At 71.1% G+C, this 21,871-nt stretch carries 15 protein-coding genes and 2 pseudogenes; 10 read left to right on the forward strand and 7 right to left on the reverse strand.

All coding sequences use genetic code 11. The features are described from left to right. Window positions 1-72 precede the first annotated feature (72 nt). The gene (locus CCL05_RS15070) at window positions 73-1,110 is read right to left on the reverse strand and encodes a LacI family DNA-binding transcriptional regulator (RefSeq protein ID WP_086561017.1); all 1,038 of its coding nucleotides are present in this window, start codon (window positions 1,108-1,110) and stop codon (window positions 73-75) included. Window positions 1,111-1,243: 133 nt separating this feature from the next. Between CCL05_RS15070 and CCL05_RS15075 the strand changes: the two genes are divergently transcribed. Further along, entirely contained in the window at window positions 1,244-3,349 is a 2,106-nt protein-coding gene (locus CCL05_RS15075) for an alpha-galactosidase (RefSeq protein WP_086561032.1), read from the forward strand. Between the two features lie 33 nt (window positions 3,350-3,382). On the opposite strand, the gene CCL05_RS15080 is transcribed toward CCL05_RS15075, so the two are convergent. The 6 genes from CCL05_RS15080 to CCL05_RS15105 all read right to left on the reverse strand — a co-directional run bounded on the left by CCL05_RS15080 (window position 3,383) and on the right by CCL05_RS15105 (window position 12,014). Further along, window positions 3,383-4,531 carry an acyltransferase family protein gene (locus CCL05_RS15080; protein WP_107400464.1) on the reverse strand — a complete coding sequence of 383 codons (1,149 nt, stop codon included), beginning with the start codon at window positions 4,529-4,531 and terminating at the stop codon, window positions 3,383-3,385. A 175-nt stretch (window positions 4,532-4,706) separates the two neighbouring features. Next, complete coding sequence (locus tag CCL05_RS15085; protein WP_086561018.1) at window positions 4,707-6,338, reverse strand: cellulase family glycosylhydrolase; 1,632 nt, start codon at window positions 6,336-6,338, stop codon at window positions 4,707-4,709. A gap of 48 nt (window positions 6,339-6,386) precedes the next feature. Next, complete coding sequence (locus CCL05_RS15090; protein ID WP_086561019.1) at window positions 6,387-7,496, reverse strand: GDSL-type esterase/lipase family protein; 1,110 nt, start codon at window positions 7,494-7,496, stop codon at window positions 6,387-6,389. Between the two features lie 252 nt (window positions 7,497-7,748). After that, window positions 7,749-8,507 carry an SDR family oxidoreductase gene (locus tag CCL05_RS15095; protein WP_086561020.1) on the reverse strand — a complete coding sequence of 253 codons (759 nt, stop codon included), beginning with the start codon at window positions 8,505-8,507 and terminating at the stop codon, window positions 7,749-7,751. Window positions 8,508-8,646: 139 nt separating this feature from the next. After that, the gene (locus CCL05_RS15100) at window positions 8,647-10,953 is read right to left on the reverse strand and encodes a beta-xylosidase/alpha-l-arabinosidase (protein WP_086561021.1); all 2,307 of its coding nucleotides are present in this window, start codon (window positions 10,951-10,953) and stop codon (window positions 8,647-8,649) included. A gap of 35 nt (window positions 10,954-10,988) precedes the next feature. Beyond that, complete coding sequence (locus CCL05_RS15105; protein ID WP_086561022.1) at window positions 10,989-12,014, reverse strand: LacI family DNA-binding transcriptional regulator; 1,026 nt, start codon at window positions 12,012-12,014, stop codon at window positions 10,989-10,991. A gap of 245 nt (window positions 12,015-12,259) precedes the next feature. On the opposite strand from CCL05_RS15105, the gene CCL05_RS15110 reads away from it, so the two are divergent. The 9 genes and pseudogenes from CCL05_RS15110 to CCL05_RS15150 all read left to right on the forward strand — a co-directional run bounded on the left by CCL05_RS15110 (window position 12,260) and on the right by CCL05_RS15150 (window position 21,800). Beyond that, window positions 12,260-13,579, forward strand: a complete 1,320-nt coding sequence (locus tag CCL05_RS15110; protein WP_086561023.1) for an extracellular solute-binding protein — start codon at window positions 12,260-12,262, stop codon at window positions 13,577-13,579. A 62-nt stretch (window positions 13,580-13,641) separates the two neighbouring features. Next, window positions 13,642-14,487, forward strand: a complete 846-nt coding sequence (locus tag CCL05_RS15115) for a carbohydrate ABC transporter permease (RefSeq protein WP_086561024.1) — start codon at window positions 13,642-13,644, stop codon at window positions 14,485-14,487. Continuing rightward, window positions 14,487-15,389 (forward strand): carbohydrate ABC transporter permease, encoded by a 903-nt coding sequence (locus CCL05_RS15120; RefSeq protein WP_086561025.1) that lies wholly within the window; start codon window positions 14,487-14,489, stop codon window positions 15,387-15,389. The genes CCL05_RS15115 and CCL05_RS15120 overlap by 1 nt, the downstream gene beginning before the upstream one ends. Before the next feature lie 238 nt (window positions 15,390-15,627). Further along, window positions 15,628-16,158 carry a GNAT family N-acetyltransferase gene (locus CCL05_RS15125; protein WP_086561026.1) on the forward strand — a complete coding sequence of 177 codons (531 nt, stop codon included), beginning with the start codon at window positions 15,628-15,630 and terminating at the stop codon, window positions 16,156-16,158. Window positions 16,159-16,213: 55 nt separating this feature from the next. Continuing rightward, a pseudogene (locus CCL05_RS15130) lies at window positions 16,214-17,148 on the forward strand (Dyp-type peroxidase); the annotation flags it as partial. 202 nt (window positions 17,149-17,350) lie between these two features. Then, a complete protein-coding gene (locus CCL05_RS15135; protein WP_086561027.1) occupies window positions 17,351-18,205 on the forward strand; it encodes an ABC transporter permease in 855 nt (284 codons plus the stop codon). Then, window positions 18,202-19,089: a carbohydrate ABC transporter permease gene (locus CCL05_RS15140; protein WP_086561028.1), complete on the forward strand. Its 888-nt coding sequence runs from the start codon at window positions 18,202-18,204 to the stop codon at window positions 19,087-19,089. The genes CCL05_RS15135 and CCL05_RS15140 overlap by 4 nt, the downstream gene beginning before the upstream one ends. Window positions 19,090-19,106: 17 nt before the next feature. Beyond that, window positions 19,107-20,756, forward strand: a complete 1,650-nt coding sequence (locus CCL05_RS15145; RefSeq protein ID WP_086561029.1) for an extracellular solute-binding protein — start codon at window positions 19,107-19,109, stop codon at window positions 20,754-20,756. Window positions 20,757-20,799: 43 nt separating this feature from the next. Beyond that, a pseudogene (locus CCL05_RS15150) lies at window positions 20,800-21,800 on the forward strand (LacI family DNA-binding transcriptional regulator). Window positions 21,801-21,871: the final 71 nt, after the last annotated feature.

Consider the following 21,871-nt stretch of genomic DNA (forward strand, 5'->3'; position numbering starts at 1 on the left):
GAGCAGGCGGTTCGGTTCAGAAAGCGGGACTCACAACTTCTGGGGTCGTCCGGGCGGTTCGGGCGTCGCGGTTCAGGTGCCGGCGGGCGGTGGCCCCGAGCTCTCCCGCACCACCAGTTCCGGCACGGACACGGGATGCGGGGCGACCGGCGCCGACTCCTCCAGCACGCCGTGCAGCAGGGCGAAGGCGGACCGCCCGAGGCCGGTGAAGTCCAGGCGTACGGTCGTCAGCGACGGAGTGAGGAAGGCGGAGTGCGGGGCGTCGTCAAAACCGGCCACGCTGACCTCCCCCGGCACCGGGCGGCCGGTCTCGTGCAGGGCGCGCAGCACGCCGAGGGCGAGGTCGTCGTTGCCGCACAGGATGGCGGTGACGGACGGGTCCCTCGCCAGCTTCAGCCCGGCCGCGTGCCCGCCCGCCGGTCCCCAACTGCTCTGCACGGGGCGGGGTTCCGGGGCGCCGGCCTCCTTCAGCGCCTGCCGCCAGCCGCCGGTGCGGGCGCTGGTGCGGCGGGTGCTGGACGGGATCGCCACGTAGTGCACGGTCTCGTGGCCGAGCGAGAGCAGATGGCGGGTCGCCTGGTAGGCGGCCTCCCGGTCGTCGGCCCACACCCACGGGCGGTCGCCGCCGGGCGGAGTCGCCGGGGTCTCGACCACGCCCACCACCGGCAGCCCGGCGGGCACGGCCGCCAGCGCCCGGACACCGGCCGGATCGTAGGCGATCACGACGATCCCGCCGCCCGCGTCCGCCGCGCGCTGCACCTCGGCCGCGACGGCCGCGTCCTCGGCGGACTCCAGCACTCCGATCCCGACCGCGTACGACGCCGCGCGGGCGGCCTCCTCGATGCCCTGGAGGATCGAGGCGTAGCCGTAGTGGGTGGTGTTCGCGGTGAGCACGGTCACGGCCCGGCTGCGCCCGCTGGCCAGGGCGAGGGCGGTCGCGTTGCGGCGGAAGCCCAGTTCCTCGATGGCGGCGAGCACCCGCTCCCGGGTGGACGGCCGGACGCTGGGATGGCCGTTGATCACCCGCGAGACCGTCTGGTACGAGACCCCCGCGGCGGTCGCGACGTCCCTGATGCTCGCCGGGCGCCTTGTGTGACCGGTCACATTCATGCGAGGATTGTGACCGGTCACACTTGGGTCGTCAAGAGACCGTAACGAGGGATTCACACGGACCTCCGCTCCCCGAGGACGGGACGGGGTCAGGAGGGGGAGCACCTTGACCGGCACGGCGGATGCGGCGCACATGGCCTCCAACCAGCGGCGGGACGAGTTCACTTGGGGGCATCAGACCCTCCGGGCCGACTTCGCCGTCGCCGCCGACGGGACGCTGCGGCTGGTCCGGCTGGCCCACCCCGACGACGACCGCCCCGCCGCCCCGCACTCCGCGCTGCCGCTCGTGGAGCTCACCGCCCTCGGCCACGGCAGCGGCTGGTCCGGCCCCCGCTTCACCGGCACGGCCTTCGGCGCCCGGCTCGCCTACCGGACCCACCGCACGGACAGACGCGACGGCTGGGAGTCGCTGACCGTCGAACTCCACGACCCGGACACCGGGTTGACGGCGTTCGTCGACCTCACCTCACCCACCGGCGTGTCCGTCCTCCGCTCCCGCGTCCGGCTGCGCAACGAGGGCCGCGAGCCGCTGGTCGTCCAGTCCGTCAGCAGCCTCCTGCTCGGCGGCCTGCCCGCCCCGGACGCCCTCGACGTCCACCGGGCCCGCAACGACTGGCTCGCCGAGTGCCGCTGGTACACCGAGCCGCTGCGCGCCGCCGTCGCCGACATCCACGTCGACGTCCACCAGCACGACAGCCGGGCCGCCCTCGCCCTCACCGGGCGCGGCAGCTGGCCCACCGACGGGCATCTGGCCATGGGCGCGCTGACGGAGCGCGGCGGCGGCCGGGCCTGGGCCTGGCAGGTCGAGTCCCCGGCCGGCTGGCGCTGGGACGTGGGCGAACACGCGCACGGCAGCCACCTGGCGCTGAACGGCCCCACCGACGCCGAACACCAGTGGCGGGTCCGGCTCGCCCCGGGCGAGGAGTTCACCACCGTGTACGGGGCCCTGGCCCTCGGCTCCGGCCTCGACGCGGCGATCGGCGCCCTGACCTCCTACCGCCGGGCGATCCGCCGCCCGCACCCGGACCACACCGCCCTCCCCGTCGTCTTCAACGACTACATGAACACCCTGATGGGCGACCCGACCACGGCCAAGCTGCTGCCGCTGATCGACGCCGCCGCGGACGCCGGCGCCGAGTACTTCTGCATCGACTCGGGCTGGTACGACGACGCCACCCAGGGCTGGTGGGACAGCGTCGGCGCCTGGCAGCCCTCGCCGCGCCGCTTCCCCGACGGCGGCATCCAGGCCGTCCTGGACCGGATCCGGGAGCGCGGGATGGTGCCCGGGCTGTGGCTGGAGCCGGAGGTCGTCGGGGTACGCAGCCCCGTCGCGGCCGAACTGCCCGACGAGGCGTTCTTCCAGCGCGACGGCGTGCGCCTGGCCGAACAGGGCCGCCACCAGCTCGACCTGCGGCACCCGGCCGCCCGCGCCCACCTCGACAAGACCGTGGACCGCATCGTCGGCGACTGGGGCGTGGGCTACCTCAAGCTGGACTACAACATCGTGGTCGACCCCGGCACCCAGGCACCCGGCGACCTCGCACCGGGAGCCGGGCTGCTGGGACACGCCCACGCCTATCTGGACTGGCTGTCCGGCGTGCTGGACCGCCACCCCGGACTCGTCGTGGAGAACTGCGCCTCGGGCGGCATGCGCATGGACGGCGCCACCCTGGCCGTCGCCCAGCTCCAGTCCACCAGCGACCAGCAGGACCCCCTGCGCTACCCGCCCATCGCCGCCGCCGCACCGACCGCGGTCCCGCCCGAACAGGGCGCCGTCTGGGCCTATCCGCAGCCCGGCTTCGACGACGACCTGATCACCACGACCCTCGGCGGGGCCCTGCTCGGCCGGATCCACCTCTCGGGCCACCTCGACCGCATGTCGGACCACCAGCTGGCCCTCGTACGGGATGCCGTCACTGTCTACAAGTCGATCCGCGGGGACCTCGCGCGGGCCCTGCCGTTCTGGCCGCTCGGCCTGCCCGGCTGGACGGACGAGTGGCTCGCTCTGGGACTGAAGGTCCCCGGGGACCGCACGGCGTACCTGTCGGTGTGGCGGCGCGGCGGACCGGCCGAACTCCGCGTCCCCGTCGGGCACCTGGCGGGCCGGACCGTCCGCGCGGACGTCCTGCACCCGTCCTCGGCGGAGGCGGGCCGGGCCGTCTGGGACGGGGACGGGCTGACGGTGTCCGTGCCGCGCACGCCCGGCGCGCTGCTGATCCGGCTCACGCAGGACGGGTAGGCGGGGCGCCGGGCGGTCGGCGGGCGCCGGGCGTCACCCGCGTGCGGCGCTCCCCTCGCGGACGGCATTCCGGTCCCGCGCCTGCTGATGTGCGTCCCGGCGGAACGCCCACGCCATGTCGGGCTCCATCACCCAGCGGAACAACCGCCGCACCGGTGGGGTGCACAGCGCAGTCACGAGCACCGCGGCGAAGACCGTCACGACGACCACGCCCACGGGCCGGTGGACCCACGCCGGCTCGTACCAGCCCCAGAACTTGGACCCCTGGGCGACGAAGCCGTGCAGCAGGTAGCCGTACAGCGTCCCCCCGCCCAGCACCGTGAACCACGCCCGGCGCCCGGGCACCCACGCGAGGAAACAGGCCACCAGGACCAGCGAACAGCCGAAGGTCACCAGCGTCATCACGGGCCCGTACCAGGCGGGCGCGCCGAGTTCCCCGGCGCTGTCGCGGTGGTAGAACCAGGCGCCGCTCATCCGCGGGACCGCCCAGTAGGCCACGACGAAGGCGGCGGCGAAGACCGGCACGGCCAGCACCCGCGCCGAGCGGCGGCGCACCAGCCGGAAGTGCTCCGGCTTCAGCAGCAGACCGAGGACGAAGTAAGGCAGGAACTGCAGGGTGCGCTGCAGGTCGAGGTCGTTGCCGACGGGCGAGAGCGTCGCCAGCATCGCGATGACGAGGGCGACCGGCAGCGGCCACCGCACGCGCCGCCACACCGGCGTGGTCAGCCGCCAGACGAACAGCGCCGCCAGGAACCACGTCAGATACAGCGGATCCAGCAGGCTGACGGGCCGGTCCGGCTCCTGGTCCGTCCAGCGCGTGAACAGCGTGTACGCCGTCTCGAAGACGACGTACGGCACGGCGAGCCCGGTGACCAGACGCCTGATCCGCCCCGGGCTCGCGTCGAAGGAGCGGGAGAAGTAGCCGGAGATGACGATGAACGCCGGCATGTGGAAGGCGTAGACGGCCATGTAGAGCGCGCTGACCGTCCGGCTGCCGTCCCGCAACGGCTCCCAGGCGTGCCCGATCGCCACCAGCACGATCGCCAGGTACTTGGCGTTGTCGAAGAACGCGTCGCGCTGCCCGGCCTGCCGCGGCGGTGCGGCGGCCTCGCGTGCGGTGCCCGCGCCGGTCTCGCCGCTCCTGCCCGGCACGGCCCGCATGCGCAGGGTGTCCTCGCTCATCGCACCTCCCGGGCACGGTGCGGGGAACACGGACGAGCGGGTACACGTCTTGCCGGGATGGTGGCGGTGGGGTGCCGGTGCGACATCCCCGCCGCCTCACCACTCCGGCCTGGCGTAAACCGCTTTCTGGTGTGGATGTTGCGCGGATCACACCCAGGGGGGTGATGCCGCCCGGTCAGCTCACCGAGCAGACCGCGCCGTTCAGCGTGAACGCCGTCGGGCTGGGGTTCGCCGTCGCCCGGGAGGCCGTGAAGCCCAGGGTGACCGAGCCCGACGCGGGGATCGTCGCGGTGTACGGGGCGGCCGCCACGCTGACCTCGGAGCCGCTCTGCGTCGCCGTGCCGCCCCACAGGTTGGTGATGCGCTGGCTGTCCGGGAAGGCCCAGCGCAGCGTCCAGCCGTTGATCGCCGACGTGCCGGTGTTGCGCAGGGTGATCTCGCCCTGGAAGCCGCCCGGCCAGCTGCTCGTCACCCGGTACCCGACGCCGCAGGACGACGACGAGCCGCCGGAGGAGGTCGTGAACGTCACCGTGGCCGAGCGCGGCGAACGGTTGCCGGCGGCGTCACGGGCGTAGACCGCGAAGGTGTAGGCGGTGGCGGGGGACAGGCCGGTGAGGGTGGCGGTCGTGGTGGCCGTGCTGGTGGCGACCGTCTCGCTGCCCCCGCTGATCCGGACGACGTCGTAGCCCGTGACTCCGGTCGCGTCGGTGGCGGCGGCCCAGGCCAGCTTCACGGATGACGAGGTCACCTCCGAGGCGGTCGGTGTGCCGGGAGCGGTCGGGGGAGTGGTGTCGCCGCCGCCCGAGGAGTAGACGGCGGCCTCCTTCGAGGTGGCGGCGATGCCGTTGGCGCCGTTGAAGACGCGCTGACCCCAGGAGCTGAGCCGGGTGCGGTCGAACTCGATCGCCAGGTCGAGGATCGGGTCGGTGTTGCCGCTCCAGGACCAGGCCAGGTAGCCGAGCCGCAGCTGTTGGGCGACGGCCATCATGGTGTCCTCGTCCGGGTCGCCGTACTGGTCGGCCGGGCCTCCGAACTCGCCGATGAGAATGGGCAGTTTGGCGTTGACGAAGGCGTTCAGATAGTCGGTGATCTCCTGGGCGGTGTCGTAGACGCTGTACATGTGGATCGAGAAGATCAGGTTGCCGGTGGGGTCGGCGTTGTAGACGGACTTGGCGTTGGCGCGCATGACGCCTTGCCAGTCCTGGCCCCAGTTGGGCGCGTCCACCATGATCGTGTGCGCGAATCCGGCGTTGCGCAGCTTCTTGACGGCGGCGATGGTGGGATCGGTCCACCCTGCGGGATCGGTGTTGCCCCAGGGCTCGTTGCCGATGTTGATGATGACGTAGTCCTCTTGACCGGTGAGCACCTCTTTCAGGCCGATCCAGTAGTCGGCCGCGTGGTCGAGGGTCCCGGCCGCGGCTTCCTCTCCGTAGCCGGTGGTGTCGTGCACCTCCAGCACGCAGATGAGCCGGTTGGCCTTGCACTGGGCGATGACGCCGGCCACGTCCTGCGCGCTGTTCTTGGTCCAGCGGTGGCCGTCGGAGAGGACGACGCGGACGGTGTTGGCGCCCAGCGCCTTGATGTCGGCCAGCGACTGCGTCTCGCCCGGGTACCAGGTGTGGGCGTGGTTGACGCCCCGCATCACGAAGTCGTTCCCGGAGGCCTCCAGCAGTCGGCCGTTCTCGATGCGGAAGCCGGTGGGGGCGGCCTGTGCCGGTGTGCTGAAGGAGAGTAAGGAGAGCAGGAGTCCCAGGAGGGCGGCGGCCACGCCGACCACGCGGGGGACGGATGCGGTACGGGATCTCATAGCGGCTCCAGAGGGGGAGTTGACGGAGAGTCGGGCCCGCGCCGGGTGTCAGGCGGGCGGGGTCTTCGCCATGCACGTGACGGTCGCCGCCGGGGCGCCGGCCGTTGCCGGGGCGGTGGCGACAAAGCCGAACGTGGCGCTCGCGCCGGGCGCCAGCGCCCCGTTCCACGCCGCGTTCGTGACCGTGGCCGTACCGTCCGCGGCCGTGGCGAGGGTGCCGTTCCAGAGCTGGCCGATGCGCGCGCCGCCCGCCGGTACGACCGTCGCGGTCCAGCCCGAGGCGGCGGAGGCGGAGGTGTTCGTCACCGTCACCTCACCCTGGTAGCCGCCCTGCCACGTGGAGACGGCCCGGAACCGCGCGGTGCAGGCCGCGGGCTCGCCCGGGTCACCCGGGTCGCCGGGGTCCTGCGGGACGCCCGCGTCGAGGACGGCCTTCAGGGCCGGAAACCAGCGGGCGGCGATCTTGTCGTCACCCGAGGCGTTGGGGTGCACCCCGTCGTAGGTGTCCGTGGCCGTGCTGAAACCCGTCCACTGGTCGACCACGGTGATCGGGGAGCGCTCGGTGCTCGTCGCCCGGGCCCAGTCGGGGATCCGCGCGTTGAAGTCGACGACGCGCTGCGCACAGGCCGCGCAACTGGCCGGGTTCATGGGGATGAGCTGTGCGACGAGGATCCGCATGTCCGGATTCGAGGCCCTCATCTGCGCCACGAGCTTGGTGTAGGCGGCGAGGATGCGGTCGGGGGCGATGCTGCTCCAGACGTCGTTCGTGCCGAAGTGCATGACAACGATGTCCGGACGGGTGGCCGCGAGCCTGCCCGGCAGCAGGTTCTGGTCGGCCACGTTGGTCACCAGCTCACCGCCGTGACCCTCGTTGTCGCCGTCGTGCGCCTGTCCGCAGCCCTGCGGCGGGAGGGTGCCGACGAAGTCGATGTCCGTGTACCCGCTGTTCTGCAGCCGGTTCCACAGCACCGCCCGCCAGCAGCCCGGCGAGCCGGTGATCGAGTCGCCGAGCGGCATGATGCGGACGGGGTCGGCCGCCGCCGGTGCGGCTGTGGCCCGGGGCGCGAAGGTGATGCCGAGGGGGAGGAGCAGGGCGGCCAGGAGACCGAGGACCGGGACGATCCGTAAGCGTGGGGACGAGCGGCGGGCTCTGCGCATGGGATTCCCTTCCCTGGATGAGGTGGGAGCGCTCCCATGCATCAAGCCATTGTTGTCATTGACGCGTCAAGGGGGGCGGGGCATCTCGTGCGTCAGGAGCCGGAGGGCGATCGCGTACGTCCCCGCCGCCGGCAGGCTCCACGCATCCGCTGAGCCGGCGACTCCTTGCTGACAGCGGCGGTAGAGACTGCCCATGCCGATTCCGGCTCGACGGGCGCCGGGTGCGTGTCACCCATGGCGAAGCATTCTTCCCTACCTGCGTGCCACGCCCAGTCCACCGTCGACGGTGAGGATCTGGCCGGTGACAAAGCCGGCCTCGCCGCCGACGAGCATCGCGATCGCCCGGGCCACGTCCTCCGGTTCCGCGACCCGCCCCAGCGGGGTGTTCTCCGCCAAGCGCCGCTGGAGCTCCTGCGGTACCCCGGCGCTGCCCTCGGTGCGGACGAAGCCCGGTGCCACGACGTTGACGTTGATGCCGAGCGGACCGGCCTCGTGGGCGACGAAGCGGGCGAAGGTGTTCAGGGCGGCCTTGGCGGTGCCGTGGTGAGCCATGCCCGGGACGGACGGACCGTCGGCCACGGCGCTGGAGACGTACACGATCCGGCCCTGTCCCTGGGCGCCCATGATCGCCAGCGCCTGCTGGGTCAGGGTGTAGACGGAGGCCAGTTCGCCGGTCAGCTTCGCGTGGAAGTCGTCCCAGGCGAGAGTCTGGACCGGTGTCGGGGTGAAGTGGGGGGCGGCGTTGCAGACCAGGACGTCGAGGCGTCCCTCGACCGCGGTGCGTCGCAGCAGTTCGACGGCCTGCGCGGGGTCGCGCACATCGCCCTGCAGGGCGAAGGCCTCGCCGCCGTCGGCCTCGATGTCCTTGACCACCTGGTCGGCCGACTGGCGGTCCGAGAAGTAGTTCACGGTCACGCGGTATCCGCGAGCCGCGAGCTCCCGCGAAGTCGCCGCGCCGATTCCCCGGCCGCCGCCGGTCACCAGGGCCGTCGGCCTGGGCGTCGCCTTCATGTGTCCTCCGAGTAGCGGAACGATGTGTATTACATCGAAGCTATCGGAGCGGAGCGCTCCGTTCAAAATCGGTTTGCGACTCCGGCCGCCTGCGGCGCAGAGCTCACGTCACAGGCGGCCGGAGGCGGACACCGACGTCTCAGCCGATACGCGCCGGCGTGTGCAGAACCCTCGTGTGCCCGACGCGGCGCGTCGGTCCGGTGAGGTGGAGGCTGCCGGTGAGCCTGATGTCGGTGCTGGACGTACCGAGCATGACGGTGATCTCCCCGGGTTCGACGATGCGGTGCAGGTCGGGCCCGGTGTAGGCGAGGCGGTCGGCGTGCAGGCGGAAGGCAACCCTGCGCTGTTCGCCGGGGGCGAGGGGGACACGAGTGAAACCGGTCAACTGGGTCACCGGGCGGGGGAGTTGGGCGACCGGGTCGGAGGTGTAGAGCTGGACGACTTCGGAGCCGGGGAGGTCGCCGGTGTTGCGGACCAGGCAGCTGATCTCGACCTCGCCGTCGGTGGGAATCTCCGCGGCGCTCAGTTCGAACCCGTCGTACGCGAACGTCGTGTAGGACAGTCCGTGACCGAAGGGGTAGGCCGGAGTGGGGTCGAGGTTGCTCACGCCCTGGGTGTTGCCGCCGAGCGGGGCGTGCAGGTAGGTGCCGGGCTGGCCGCCCGCCGTCCGGGGGATCTGCACCGGCAGCTTGCCCGACGGATTGATCCGCCCGGAGAGCACTCCGGCGAGGGCGGGGCCGCCCTCCTCGCCGGGGAAGAAGGCCTGGACGACGGCGGCCGCCCGGTCGGCGTAGGCCCCCAGCGCGTACGGACGGCCGGAGACCACGAGAAGGACGACCGGGGTGCCGGTGGCCAGCAGGGCCTCGACGAGGTCGTCCTGGACGCCCGGGAGGGAGAGATCCTCCGCGTCGCAGCCTTCGCCGGAGGTGCCGAGGCCGAAGAGGGCGGCGCGGTCGCCGACCACGGCGATGCAGACGTCCGCCTGCCGGGCCGCCTCCACCGCCGCGCCGAACCCGTCGCGGTCGATGTCCTTGACGGGACAGCCCTGTTCGTGCGCGATACGGGTGCCGGGAAGCTCCGTGGCCAGGGCGTCCAGCAGGGTGCGCGCCTCGATGCCGTTGTCGTGGCCGGGATGGTGGGGGAGGACGTGGTTGGGGAAGGAGTAGCAGCCGAAGAAGGCATTGGCGTCGTCGGCGCACGGCCCGATGAGGGCGATGGATCCGGTGTCCGGGGCCAGGGGGAGGTGCCCCTCGCGGTTGTCCAGGAGCACGATGCTCTGCTCGGCCAGTTCGCGGGCTATGGCCCGGTGCGCGGGCGGGTCCAGGTCGATGGGGCCCTCGCCGGTCGGGTCCGGATCGAAGTCGGCGTCCAGCAGACCCAGTTCGATCTTCTGGCGCAGCACGCGTCGTACGGCCCGGTCGACGAGGTCCTCGGAGACGCTTCCCTCGCGGACGAGTTCGGCGAGGGGTTCGCCGTAGCAGAGGGTGTCGGGGAGTTCGACGTCGATGCCCGCGGCGAGGGCGCGGGCGCCGGCCTCGCCCTCGGTGGCGGCGATGCGGTGCATGGTGCGCAGGAAGGCGATGGACCAGTAGTCGGAGACGACCGTGCCCTCGAATCCCCACTCCTCGCGCAGCAGGTGGGTGAGCAGGGAGGCGTCGGCACCGGCCGGCATGCCGTCCACGTCGGCGTACGAGTTCATGACCGAGCGGGCGCCGCCTTCCCGTATCGCCGTCTCGAACGGCGGCAGGATCACATCGGCGAACTCCCGCGGGCCCATGGAGACGGGCGCGTGGTTGCGGGCGGCCTTCGAGGCGGAGTAGCCGGCGAAGTGCTTGAGGGTGGCGATGATCCCGGCGCTCTCCAGGCCGCGCACATAGGCGGTACCGGTGGTGGCGACGAGGTAGGGGTCCTCGCCCAGGGTTTCCTCGACGCGGCCCCAGCGGTAGTCGCGTACGACGTCGAGAACGGGGGAGAGGCCCTGGTGGACGCCGACTTGGCGCATGCTCGTGCCGATGGCGTGGGCCATGCGTTCGACGAGTTCGGCGTTGAAGGCCGCCGCCCAGGCAAGTGCGGTGGGGAAGACGCTGGCGTGGTGGGTGGTGAAACCCGTCAGGCATTCCTCGTGGGCGATGGCCGGGAGGCCGAGCCGGGTGCTGTCCATCAACTCCCGTTGCAGGGAGGCGAGTTGCCGAGCTCCCTCGCTCGGCTCGACCGGCTTGGTGCCGAACGGGCGGGTGAGGTGGCCGAGTCCGTCCTTCCTGGCCTCGGTGAAGTCGGTGTGGCGGGCGAAGACGTCCTGCATCGGGGCGACGTTGCCGCTGACGCGCTCGACGCCGGGCCAGGCGCTCCCGAGCTGTGCGAGCTTCTCCTCCAGGGTCATCTCCGCGAGCAGGGCCTCGACCCTGTCGTCACGAGGGCAGGCCGGATCGGCCCAAGGTGTCGTCATGGTGCGTTCCTCGGGTGGTGTAAGGCGCGGCGGATTCAGGAGTGGGCGGACGGTGGGGCGGTCGAGGCCCGCACCACCAACTGGGTGGCCAGCTCCACCCGGTGGCTGTCCAGGGGCTCGCCGGCGACGAGGCGGAGCAGCGTGCGCAGCGCGGCACGGCCGATCTCGATGAACGGCTGCCGGACGGTGGTGAGGGCAGGGGCGGAGGTGCGGGCCGCGGCGGTGTCGTCGAAGCCGACGACGCTGACGTCGTCCGGCACCCGCAGCCCGTGGACGCGGGCGGCCTCGATGACGCCGAACGCCTCCAGATCGTTGCCGGCGAACACGGCGGTGGGCGGTTCGTCCAGGGCGAAGAGTTCCAGGGCTGCCTGGTAGGCGGGTTCGAACCGGAAGGCCCCCCGCTTGATGAGCCGGGGATCGGGGGTGAGGCCGGCGCTGGTGAGCGCGGCCTGGTAGCCGTGCAGGCGGGCGGTGTTGCAGACGGCGTCGTGCCGGCCCTCGATCATCGCGATCCGCCGGTGGCCGAGCTGCAGGAGGTGCTCGGTCGCCGCCATGCCGCCGCTGAAGTTCGTCGCGCCGATGCTCGGCACGCTCTCGTCCGGCACGTTCATCGGGTCGATGAGCACGAGCGGGATGTCGTGCTGGGCGAACTGCGCCCGCTGCCGGGCGGTCAGCTCGGACGTCACCAGGATGACGCCCTCCCGCCCGGCGTTCGTGATCTTCCGGGCCCAGGTGGCGCCCAGCGGGTCGTCGGGCGCCGTACCGATGACGACATCGACGCCGGCCTCGGCCGCGGCCTGAGTCACACCCTGCGTGATCACCAGGTTGTTGGGGTTGACCAGCTGGTCGAAGGTCAGGTCGATCGTGCGCACCGGTGACTGTGCTCCGCCCGGACCACGGGCCACGTAGTCGTGCTCGACCAGCAGCCGCTCGACGCGTGCCCGGGTCTCGGGCGAGACGTCGCTGCGGCCGTTGACCACCTTGGAGACGGTGGCCACGGAGACCCCGGCCGCCTCGGCGATGCCGGTCAGGGTGGTCCGCTCGACGGCTCTCTTCGCCATGCTGATCCTTTCGCTGGTTTATGGGGAAGGTAGCGCAACGTTTCGCTGGGTTCCAGTACTGGGCGAACGTAAAAACTTCTGGGTCTCGACCTCTTGACCGGCGACGACCCCGCACCTAATTTGTCGGCCAGAAAACGCAGAGGTTTCGAAAAGTTTCGAGCCGCGCTCACCGCATTCGAAGAGCCCGACGAGCCCGACGAGCCGTCCGGCGCGATCGAACCTCTGAAGAGCCGAAGGAGCTCACGATGACCCCGAGAATGCCCTCCCGTGTCCTGATCACCGCCTCGGCAGCAGCTCTCACCCTCACCCTCTCCGCGTGTGGCAGCGGCGGACGCACCCCCGGCGGCGGCAGCGGAGACGGAACGCTGGCCTGGGCGCTGACCCAGGGGTCGGAGGCGACCTTCCGGGCCTCGGCCACCGAGTGGAACAAGGAACACCCGGACAGCGAGATCAACTACCAGTACTTCCAGAACGACCCCTACAAGCAGAAGCTGCGTACCGCGGTCGGCGCCGGCAACGGTCCCGTGCTCTTCGAGAACTGGGGCGGCGGCGGGCTGAAGAGCTACGTGGACGCGGGCAAGGTCACCGACCTCACCCCGGATCTCGACGCCGACCCCGAGTGGAAGAACCGCATCTTCCCCTCGGTGCTCAAGTCCGCGACCTTCGACGGGAAGGTCTACGGCATACCCGTCAACGGCGTGCAGCCCGTGGTGCTCTACTACAACAAGGAACTGCTCGAGAAGGTCGGTGCCCAGGCGCCGAAGACCTGGGACGACCTGCTCGCCCTGGTGAAGAAGCTGAAGGCCGAGGGCATCGCCCCCCTCTCCATGGGCGGCGCGTCCAAGTGGCCGGACCTGATGTGGCTGGAGTACCTCGTCGACCGCGTCGGCGGACCCGAGACCTTCGCGGACATCGCCGCCGGCAAGCAGGGCGCGTGGTCCGACCCGGCCGTCCTCAAGGCGGCCCGGATGATCAAGCAGCTGGTGGACGCGGGCGGCTTCGCCAAGGGCTTCACCTCCGTCTCCGCCGACACCGGCCAGGCCGAGGCCCAGCTGTACACCGGCAAGGCCGCGATGATCCTCCAGGGCAGCTGGGGGTACGGCACCATCACCACCGGCTCGCCGAAGTTCGCCTCCGAGGGCCACCTGGGCTGGACCGGCTTCCCGGCCGTCGCCGGCGGCAAGGGCGACGCGACGAACATCGTCGGCAACACGGCCAACTTCTTCTCGCTGTCCGCGCAGGCGAGCGCCAAGGAGAAGAAGACGGCGGTGTCGTACCTCAAGGACGGCGTCTACAACGACACCTACGTCGACAACCTCCTCAAGAACGGCGACGTGCCGCCGGTGAAGGACCTGGACGCCAAGCTCAAGGCCGCGGACAACGCCGACTGGACGACGTACGTCTACCACCTCGCCCGCGACGCCAGGAGCTTCCAGCTCTCCTGGGACCAGGCCCTCGCCCCGGAACTCGGCAACGACCTGCTCACCCACCTCGACCAGCTCTTCCTCGGCCAGATCAGCCCCGAGCAGTTCTGCGCGCAGATGGACAAGGCGGCGGCGAAGTGAGCAGCGCCGGCGCCTCCAAGGCGCCACCCCACGCATCCCGGGCCGGCGGACCGCCCTTCCTCATGGCCCTGCCCGCCCTGCTGCTCTTCGCCCTCTTCGCGCTCGTACCGATGGCGATCGTCGTCTACCTCAGCTTCACCCGCTGGGACGGACTCGGAAGCCCGGCGTGGGCGGGAACCGACAACTGGCGTACGGCTCTGACCAGTGACGTCACCCGGCACGCCCTCTGGCTCACCGCCAAGATGATGGTGTTCTCCTGGGTCGTGCAGACTCCGATCAGTCTGCTGCTGGGTGTCTTCGTCTCCGGAAAGCAGCGCTACCGTGCCCTGCTCGGCGTCTTCTACTTCGTCCCGCTGCTGATCTCCACGGCGGCGATCGCCGTCATCTTCAAGAACCTGCTCGACCCCAACTTCGGCCTCGGCGCGGCCCTCGACCTGCCGATCCTCGGACAGGACTGGCTGGGCGACCCCCAACTCGCCTTCTACGCCGTCGTGTTCGTCATCGCCTGGCAGTTCGTGCCCTTCCACACGCTGCTCTACCAAGCCGGAGCACGACAGATCCCGGCGTCCCTGTACGAGGCCGCGTCGATCGACGGCGCGGGCCGGCTCAAGCAGTTCTGGCACATCACGCTGCCCCAGCTGCGCTACACCATCGTCACGTCGTCGACGCTGATGGTCGTCGGCTCGCTCACCTACTTCGACCTGGTCTTCGTGCTCACCGGCGGCGGCCCCGGCTACGCCACCCGCATCCTGCCCCTCGACATGTACATCACCGGCTTCCAGAGCAACGAGATGGGCCTCGCCAGCGCCATCTCCGTGGTGCTCGTCCTGGCAGGACTTCTGCTCTCCCTCGCCCTTCTCCGGTTCTCCGGCTTCAACCGGATGCGCAGCCAGCAGGCAGGAATGTGATGTCCGCGCTCTCCCACGCCCCGTCCACCGACTCCCAGGCCCGCCGGACACCGACGACCGCGGGGACACCCGGCCGCCTGGCCCGTCTGCGCCGCACCAACCCCCTCGGCGCTCTGGGCGGTGCGCTCTGGCTGGTGGTCGTCCTCGTCCCGGTCTACTGGGTCGTCGTCACCAGCCTGCGCACCCGCGAGGGCTTCTTCGACGCCAACCCGCTCGCCCTGCCGACCAGCCCCACCCTGGAGAACTACCGCCTGGTCCTCGACAGCGGCTTCACCCACTACCTCCTCAACAGCGCCCTGGTCACCGTCGGCGCGACGCTGCTGACCCTCGTGGTGTCGTTCCTGGCCGCGTATGCCATCGTCCGCGGCACGAGCCGGGCGCTGCGCTGGGCGTTCAGCGTCTTCCTGCTGGGACTCGCCATCCCACTGCAGGCCACGATCATCCCGGTGTACTACCTGATCGCCAAGGCGCAGATGTACGACACCCTGCTCGCGATCGTGCTCCCCTCGGCGGCGTTCGCGATCCCGCTCACGGTGATCATCTTGGTCAACTTCCTGCGGGACGTCCCGGACGAGCTGTACGAGTCCATGCGCGCGGACGGCGCCGGGCACTGGCGGATGCTCTGGAGCCTGGCCGCGCCGCTGTCGCGCCCCGCCCTGATCACGGTCACGATCTACGACGCCCTGAACGTCTGGAACGGCTTCCTCTTCCCGCTGATCCTCACCCAGAGCCCGGACAAGCGGGTCCTGCCGCTGTTCGTGTGGAGCTTCCAGGGCGAGTTCACGATCAACATCCCGGCGATCCTGGCAGCGGTGGTCCTCTCCACGCTGCCGATCCTCGTCCTTTACGTTCTCGGCCGCCGCCAGCTCATCAGCGGGCTCACGGCAGGCTTCGGCAAGTGAGGGGCCGCTCGAAGCGATCGGCCTGGGCAAGGCAAGGACGAGTCGGTGCTGATCCACGGTGCCGCTGGAGGAGTAGGCCTGGTGGCCGTGCAGCCGGCGATCGCGCGTGGCGCCGCCACTGTGAACGACCGGCAGCCCGCGTAGCGGTATGGCCCGAGGCACTGCCCGGCGCCGACGACCGGGAGTACGCGGAGGGCATGCGCGCACCTGGACGACGAGGCACGGTAGGTTGCCCGCCATGACCGGATTAGGACCCGTCGCCTGGCCCCCTGCCCCGATGAAGACCGAACGGCTCGTGCTCCGCGAGTCCGAGGCCCGGGACCGTGCCGCGTTCATCGAACTGTTCGCCTCGCCGGAGGTGGGCACCTACCTCGGTGGCCCTCGAGCACGCGCCGAACTCGAACGCGCGGTGCCCCAGGTGCCCGGGAGGCGTCCCGGCCTGTTCGTGATCGACCTCGACGGAGCGATGATCGGCACGGTCACGCTCGACCGGCGTGACGCGGAACGCCCGGGTCGCGTCCGTCCGGAAGGCGGAGAAGCCGAACTCGGCTACATGTTCCTGCCGCAGGCGTGGGGCCGCGGGTACGCCGCCGAGGCGTGCGCGGCCGCACTCGACTGGTTCGCCGACGCGTTGCCCGGTGAGCCGGTGGTGCTCTGCACCCAGACCGCCAACAACCGCTCGATGCGGCTGGCGGCGAAGCTGGGCTTCACCGAGGTGGAGCGGTTCGAGGAGTTCGGCGCCGAGCAGTGGTTCGGCGTGTGGTCCTAGAGGGGCACCTTCCAGGCCTCCGTACGTTTGCCGTGGCATGAGGCATTCGTGATCTGACCTGGGTGTCGGCGCCCCGCCCTCGGACAACGGCATCCTCGGCCCGGTCGTCCCGGCCGACGCGCTCACCGTGACCGTCGGCGTCGGCGCCTCCCTCTTCGACGACCGCTACGGACTCGCCGAGGCGAAGCCACGCCGGCTCACGCCCATGCGCACCTTCCCCGACGACGACCTCGACCCCGCCGAGTGCCACGGCGACCTGTCCCTCCAGATCTGCGCGGCCCGGCAGGACACCGTGCTGCACGCGCTGCGCGACATCGCCAAGCACACCCGGGGCGCGATGCAGATCCGCTGGCGCGTCGACGGCTTCCGGAACGCGCCCCGGCCCAGCGGCGCCCAGCGCAACCTGCTGGGCTTCAAGGACGGCATAGCCGACCGGGACGTCGCGTCGGCCCGCGAGATGGACCACCTCGTGTGGGTCGGCGACGGGCAGGGCGAACCCGGCTGGGCGACCGTGGGCAGCTACCAGGTCGTCCGGATCATCCGGATGCTCGTGGAGTTCTGGGACCGGGTCTCGCTGACCGAGCAGGAGCAGATGTTCGGCCGGCGCAAGGACACCGGTGCCCCGCTGGACGGCGCCAAGGAGACCGACAGCCCGGACTACGCCAAGGACCCGCACGGCACGGCCATCGCGCTCGACGCCCATATCCGCCTCGCGAACCCGCGGCGCGGGGCGAAACCGGCAACTCCCGCATCCTGCACCGGGGTCACAACTACGACCGGGGCGCCGACAGCGTCGGAAACCTCGACATGGGCCTGGTCTTCTGCTGCTACCAGCAGGACGTGCGGCGCCAGTTCGATGCCACGCAGACCCGGCTGATCGACGAACCCCTCGTCGACTACATCTCCCCGACCGGCGGCGGCTACTTCTTCGTCCTGCCCGGCGTGCGCTCGTCCTCCGACCGGTTCGGCCGGGGGCTGCTCTCGGTCTGAAGTCCCGTCGTTGTCAGAAGTGTTGACCGCGCAGTGAAAACGTTTTAACTTCCCTTCACCGGACACGCCGAGGTGAGGGGGAGCCGTGGCAACTGCCTTACGGGAACAAGCAGGTACGAAGGGGGTGGGCCCAAGGCGACGCCATCCTGATGGGGTGACGCGTCAGCGTAAAGGTTTTCAGAGCCGGACGCTGTTTCTGCTGATGCTGCCCGGCGTCGCCTACTTCCTGCTGTTCCACTACGGCGCACTCGTCGGCAACGTCATCGCGTTCAAGGAGTACGTGCCGTTCGACGGCCTGTGGGGCAGCCCCTGGGTGGGTCCCGGCAACTTCCAGCGCATGTTCGAGGACGCGGCGTTCTGGGACTCCGTCCTCAACACCCTCTGGATCGCCGTCCTCCAGCTGGTCTTCTACTTCCCGGTGCCGCTCGGCCTCGCCCTGCTGCTGCACACCCTCACCTGGAGCTCGGTGCGCCGGTTCGTGCAGTCGGTGGCGTATCTGCCGCACTTCATCTCGTGGGTGATCGTCGTCGCGCTGTTCCAGCAGGTGCTGGGGGACACCGGCCTGCTCAACAGCGGCCTGAGCGGGGCCGGTCTGCACACCGTCGACATCATCGGCGACCCGGACGCCTTCAGGCCGCTCGTCGTCGCCCAGGTCATCTGGAAGGACGCCGGCTGGGGCACGATCATCTTCCTCGCCGCGCTCGCCCAGGTCGACGAGCAGCAGTACGAGGCCGCCGCCATCGACGGCGCCGGGCCCTGGCGGCGCTTCTGGCACGTCACCCTGCCCGCCATCCGCCCGGTGGTCGTGCTGCTGCTCATCATGCGGCTCGGCGACATCCTCTCCGTCGGCTTCGAGCAGATGCTGCTGCAACGCGACGCGGTCGGACCGGAGACCGCCGAGGTCATCGACACCTTCGTCTACTACCAGGGCATCGTCGGCGGCGACTACGGATTCGCCGCGGCCGCGGGCCTGTTCAAGGGTGTCGTCGGCGCCCTCCTCGTCTACGCGGCCAACAAGGTCGCCCACCGCCTCGGCGAACAGGGGGTCTACAAGTGAGCGCGTCCGCCCGGCCCGGCTGGATGGAGAAACCCCGGCCGCTCACCCAGACCGCGAAGGCCCTCGCCCTCGCCGCGGTCGTGCTGCTGGTGTGCGTGCCGTTCCTGGTGATCGTGTCGACCTCGCTGGCGTCCACCCGGGAGGTCGTCGACAATGGCGGCTGGGTGCTGTGGCCCACCGAGCCCACGCTCGACGCCTACCGCGACATCTTCGACGGCGGCATCGTCACCCACGCCCTCGGCGTCAGCGCCGGTGTCACGATCGCGGGCACCCTGCTGAGCCTCGCCTGCACGGTGGCCCTGGCCTACGCGCTGTCCCGCCCGGGCGTCTTCGGCGGCAAACCCGTCCTGCTGCTGGTGCTGTTCACGTTCCTCTTCCCGCCCGGCATGATCCCGAGCTTCCTGCTCGTCAAGGAACTCGGCCTGCTCGACTCGTACGCCTCCCTCGTCCTGCCCGTCCTGGTCAACGTGTTCAACCTGGTCGTCCTGCGCGGCTTCTTCCAGTCGGTCCCCGAGGAGCTGTACGAGGCGGCCCGGCTGGACGGGGCGGGGGACTGGCGGGTGCTGGTGTCGGTGGTGCTTCCGCTGTCCAAGGCCGCGCTCGCCGTCGTCGGCCTGTTCTACGCCGTCGCCTACTGGAACTCCTGGTTCTACGCCTCGCTGTATCTGGAGAGCGACCACTGGCCGCTCCAGCAGGTGCTGCGCACCTACGTGGTGGCCGGTGCCGGACTGACCGACGCGACCACCGGCGAGGCCACCGTCACCGCTCCGCAGACCGTGCAGATGGCCGTGCTCGTGATCGCCACCGTGCCGATCCTGCTCGTCTACCCCTTCCTGCAGAAGTACTTCACCAAAGGCGTGCTCACCGGCGCCATCAAGAGCTGACACGAGGTGGTTCACCCATGCCCCGCATGTCCCGACGCACCCTCCTGCGCTCCATGGCAGTGGGCGGTGCCGCCGTCTCCGTCCCCGGTCTGCTGACCGCCTGCTCCTCGGACTCCGGCGACAGCGACGTCTCCAACGCCGGCAAGAAGCTGGCCCCCTGGCCGGCCTACCGCCCGGCAACCGGGCCCAAGCCGGACCTCGCCCCTACCGAGGAAGGCGTCCAGGCCGGCTACACCTCCTACCCGTCCGACCTGGTCAAGTCCGTCACCCGCACCCCGGGCGACGGCTCCACCGTCCGCGTCATGACCGTGTCCTTCGGCACCCCGCCCAAGCCCGCCTCGCAGAACCGCTTCTGGGCGGCCGTCGAGAAGGCCCTCGGCGTGAAGATCGAGTACACGATCATCTCCCAGGCCGACTACCAGAAGAAGATGGCGACGGTCATGGCCGGCGACGCCGACGCCCTGCCCGACATCATCAACCTGTTCTCCGGCTTCACCCTGCCCCGCGAGGCACAGTTCGTGCAGCGCCGCGCCCAGGACCTCACGCCGTACCTGTCCGGCGACGCGATCGCCGACTACCCCAACCTCGCGGGCATCCCCACCCACGCCTGGCGGGACATGGGCCGTGTCGGCGGCCGTATCTACGGCATCCCGCTGGAACGCCCGCTGCCCGGCTCGACCCTCTGGATCAACCAGGACCTGTTCGCCGACGCGGGCATGAAGGAGGGCTGGACCGCCGAGGACTTCACCGCCGTGGCCCGGCGGGGCACCCGCGGCAGGACGTACATGCTCGGCGCCGCCAACGGATCCCTGTTCGGCAACGGCTACCACTCCGCCGCCCACAACGCGCCCCAGCGCTGGGCCGTCACCAAGGACGGCACCTTCCTGCCGGCCGCCGCCGACGAGCGCTACAAGGCGTCCGTCGCCTTCCAGGCACAACTGCGCAAGAACGGCTCCTACCACCCCGACGCCACGTCCATCTCCCAGATCGACCTGACGACCCTCTACTACAACGGCACCGTCGGCTCCATGCAGGACGGGTTCGGCGCCTACCTGCCCAAGTACCGGGAATCCCAGGGCAAGATGAGCCCCGCCGCGGCCCTGCCGTACAGCGTCGGCGGCGAGCCCGGCGGCATCGTCGCCGCCCGCCGCTCCTTCGGCTACACCGTCCTGAAGCAGGCCAAGAAGGAGCGCATCGAACTGCTGCTGCGCATCCTCGACTACCTCGCCGCGCCCTTCGGCAGCCAGGAGTGGGAACTCGTCCACTACGGCGTCGAGGGCGTCCACTTCACCCGCGGCAAGGACGGCTCGCCCGAGTTCACCAAGCTCGGCGAGGTGGAGAACAACACCAACCTGCCGCTGAAGTACCTCGCCGAAGGCCCGCAGGTGCTGTTCGTGCCCGGCATGCCCGACGCCGTGCGCGCCCTGCACGCCTGGCAGCGCAAGGTCGTACCGCACGCCATCCGCGACGCCTCCTTCGGGCTTCAGTCCGCGACGAACAACTCCCAGGGCGCCACCCTCAAGACGTTCCTGGACGACACCATCACCGGGATCATCGCCGGGCGCCTGCCCATGTCCGAGTGGGACGCGGCCGTGAAGAAGTGGCGGAGCCGGGGCGGCGACAGAATGGCCGAGGAATACGCCAAGGACTACGCGGCCAACACCTGAACAGCGGTGGGCGGAAGAGGAGACGCGGGGGATGGGGAACGACATGGGGTCCAGGGGACGGGTCACGATCCGCGAGGTCGCCGAGCGGGCGGGCGTGTCCACGGCCACCGCCTCCCGCGCGCTCAGCGGCAACCACCCGGTGCCCCCGGCGACCCGGGCCCGGGTCCTGCGCGCGGCCCGCGACCTCGACTACGTGGCCAACGCGCACGCCCGCGCCCTCGTCGGCGGCGGCCGCAAGATGGCCGCCGTCGTCGTCCGCCAGGTCACCAGCCCCTTCTACGCCCAGGTCGCCGAGGGCGTGGAGGCCGAGGCCGCCGACCGCGGCTGGCTCTGCGTGGTCGGCGCCACCGGCGGCGACGCACAGCGCGAGATGGAGTTCGTGCAGCTCATGCGGGAGGAGGGCGCCCGGCTGGTGATCCTGGTCGGCGGGGTGGTCGAGGACGACGCCTACCGCGAGCGCGTCGCCCACTACGCCCACGCCCTCGACTCCTCCGGAGCCCGGCTCGTGCTCTGCGGCCGGCCCGCGCCCGACCCGGAGATCCCGGCGCTCGTCGTCGAGTTCGACAACGAGGCCGGGGCCCGCGCCATCACCGCCCATCTCCTGTCGGCCGGCCACCGTGGGATCGTCTTCCTCGGCGGACTGCCCGGCAACACCGCCCTCGACGCCCGCGTCGCCGGCTACCGGGCCGCCCTCGCCGAGCACGGGCTGCCGCCCGAGGCCGCACACGTCGTCGACTGCGGCCTGGGCCGGGCCGCAGGCCACCGCGCGATGACCGAACTCCTCAAATCCACACGGGAGTTCACCGCCGTCTTCGCCGGGGACGACATGGTCGCCGCCGGCGCCCTGCGCGCCATCGCCGACACCGGACTGCGCGTGCCCGGCGACATCTCCGTCGTCGGCTNNCCGCGGAGGAACTCGGCCGCGCCGCCGTGCGCATCGCGCTGCGCGACCCCGAGCACGCCGCCGGGGCCCACCACCTGCTCGGCACCCACATCGTCGTACGCGACAGCGTCGGCGCGCCCCCGCCCGGGCGCGCCCTGTGACCAACGGAGGAACCGCACCCGCATGAGCGCGCCGCACGTGTCGCTCCCCGACCCGACGCACCTCCCCAACC

Origin of the sequence: Streptomyces africanus (assembly GCF_002150735.1) — a bacterium.
Lineage (GTDB): Bacteria > Actinomycetota > Actinomycetes > Streptomycetales > Streptomycetaceae > Streptomyces > Streptomyces africanus.

Bases quoted from the DNA above. Each gene is read 5' to 3' on its own strand.
- CCL05_RS15070 (WP_086561017.1), bottom strand. From the start codon at position 1,110: ATGAATGTGACCGGTCACACAAGGCGCCCGGCGAGCATCAGGGACGTC.
- CCL05_RS15075 (WP_086561032.1), top strand. From the start codon at position 1,244: ATGGCCTCCAACCAGCGGCGGGACGAGTTCACTTGGGGGCATCAGACC.
- CCL05_RS15080 (WP_107400464.1), bottom strand. From the start codon at position 4,531: ATGAGCGAGGACACCCTGCGCATGCGGGCCGTGCCGGGCAGGAGCGGC.
- CCL05_RS15085 (WP_086561018.1), bottom strand. From the start codon at position 6,338: ATGAGATCCCGTACCGCATCCGTCCCCCGCGTGGTCGGCGTGGCCGCC.
- CCL05_RS15090 (WP_086561019.1), bottom strand. From the start codon at position 7,496: ATGCGCAGAGCCCGCCGCTCGTCCCCACGCTTACGGATCGTCCCGGTC.
- CCL05_RS15095 (WP_086561020.1), bottom strand. From the start codon at position 8,507: ATGAAGGCGACGCCCAGGCCGACGGCCCTGGTGACCGGCGGCGGCCGG.
- CCL05_RS15100 (WP_086561021.1), bottom strand. From the start codon at position 10,953: ATGACGACACCTTGGGCCGATCCGGCCTGCCCTCGTGACGACAGGGTC.
- CCL05_RS15105 (WP_086561022.1), bottom strand. From the start codon at position 12,014: ATGGCGAAGAGAGCCGTCGAGCGGACCACCCTGACCGGCATCGCCGAG.
- CCL05_RS15110 (WP_086561023.1), top strand. From the start codon at position 12,260: ATGACCCCGAGAATGCCCTCCCGTGTCCTGATCACCGCCTCGGCAGCA.
- CCL05_RS15115 (WP_086561024.1), top strand. From the start codon at position 13,642: ATGGCCCTGCCCGCCCTGCTGCTCTTCGCCCTCTTCGCGCTCGTACCG.
- CCL05_RS15120 (WP_086561025.1), top strand. From the start codon at position 14,487: ATGTCCGCGCTCTCCCACGCCCCGTCCACCGACTCCCAGGCCCGCCGG.
- CCL05_RS15125 (WP_086561026.1), top strand. From the start codon at position 15,628: ATGACCGGATTAGGACCCGTCGCCTGGCCCCCTGCCCCGATGAAGACC.
- CCL05_RS15135 (WP_086561027.1), top strand. From the start codon at position 17,351: ATGCTGCCCGGCGTCGCCTACTTCCTGCTGTTCCACTACGGCGCACTC.
- CCL05_RS15145 (WP_086561029.1), top strand. From the start codon at position 19,107: ATGCCCCGCATGTCCCGACGCACCCTCCTGCGCTCCATGGCAGTGGGC.